The 1,199-nt window shown below is 60.5% G+C and carries 1 protein-coding gene and 1 pseudogene; both read left to right on the forward strand.

Annotated features, from left to right (window positions below):
- The first annotated feature begins 166 nt into the window (after positions 1-166).
- Entirely contained in the window at positions 167-481 is a 315-nt protein-coding gene (locus tag IVB12_RS20955; RefSeq protein ID WP_247301481.1) for a transposase, read from the forward strand.
- 407 nt (positions 482-888) lie between these two features.
- Positions 889-1,199 (forward strand): annotated as a pseudogene (locus IVB12_RS20960) (transposase); the annotation flags it as partial.

The following is a 1,199-nucleotide window of genomic DNA, read 5'->3' on the forward strand; positions in this document are numbered from 1 at the left end:
TCGCAGACGACGTGATGAAGTTGCAGGTTCATCTCCATGAGGGCCTGGTACATGTGCTGGATATGGGCGGCTGCATATCCGACTAGCCGCTCTCGCTGGCGGAGATATGAACCTCCTCCGAATGAGTGGACACCTGTAGTAGGCTCAGCGAGCCCGGAGGTGTCGAATGCAAGGACGTCAACGTCGATCGTTCACAGAGGACTACAAGCGCCAGGCCGTTGAACTGGCGGTATCGAGCGGTCGATCGATCGGGTCGGTCGCCAAGGAGCTCGGTCTGCGCGACTCGGTGCTACGACGCTGGTTGGACAAGGTCCGGCAGGAGCCGGCATCGGCGGCGTGGCGCCCCACCACGCAGGGGACGCCGATGTCGGCGGACCAGGCTTCGGAGATCGCCCGGCTGCGCCAGGAGAACGAGCGGCTGCGCATGGAGCGCGACATTTTAAAAAACCATCACGGGCCCCGGCCCGCCTGTGCGCGGTAGAAACAGCCAGCGCCGATGCTATCTTCTCGACTTGGAGGGTAGCGGCCGTCAGCTTATTGGAGGCATAGTCCCCGTTAAAAAATGTGGTCCATGGGTGGATGCGAACTTGAGAATGGTGACGCTGTTCGGACGGCGATCCCGATTAGGAAGATGACGATTGGCATAGCCCAGACCTCCAGCCCCATGACTGGACGGAGGAGTTGCAATGCCGAAGACGCCTGCCGGTGGCCGCCCGGATTTAAAGCCGGTCAACGTTGAAGCCGCCGCCATCGACATTGGTCAAAAATGCACATGGCGGCGGTCGATCCAGGGTGCACCGACACGCCGGTGCGTGCGTTTGGCACATTCACGCAGGACCTGCACGAACTGGCGGACTGGTTCAAAGCGTGCGGCATAATCAGTGTCGCGAATCGACGGGGGTCTATTGGATCCCCGTCTACGTGATTCTCGAGCAGCGAGGGTTCGAGGTCATTCTGGTCAACGCACGTTACGCCAAGAACGTGCCTGGACGCAAAACTGATGTCAGTGACGCCGCTTGGCTGCGCCTTCATTCCTACGGTTTGCTGCGCGGCAGCTTCCGGCCTAACGCCGATATCGCGACGCTACGCGCCTATCTCCGTCAGCGAGAGCGGCTAGTCGAATATGCAGCCGCTCATATCCAGCACGTGTACCAGGCCCTCATGGAGATGAACCTGCAACTTCATCACGTCGTCTGCGG

This window comes from Bradyrhizobium sp. 179, from assembly GCF_023073535.1.
In the GTDB taxonomy this organism is placed as follows: Bacteria; Pseudomonadota; Alphaproteobacteria; order Rhizobiales; family Xanthobacteraceae; genus Bradyrhizobium.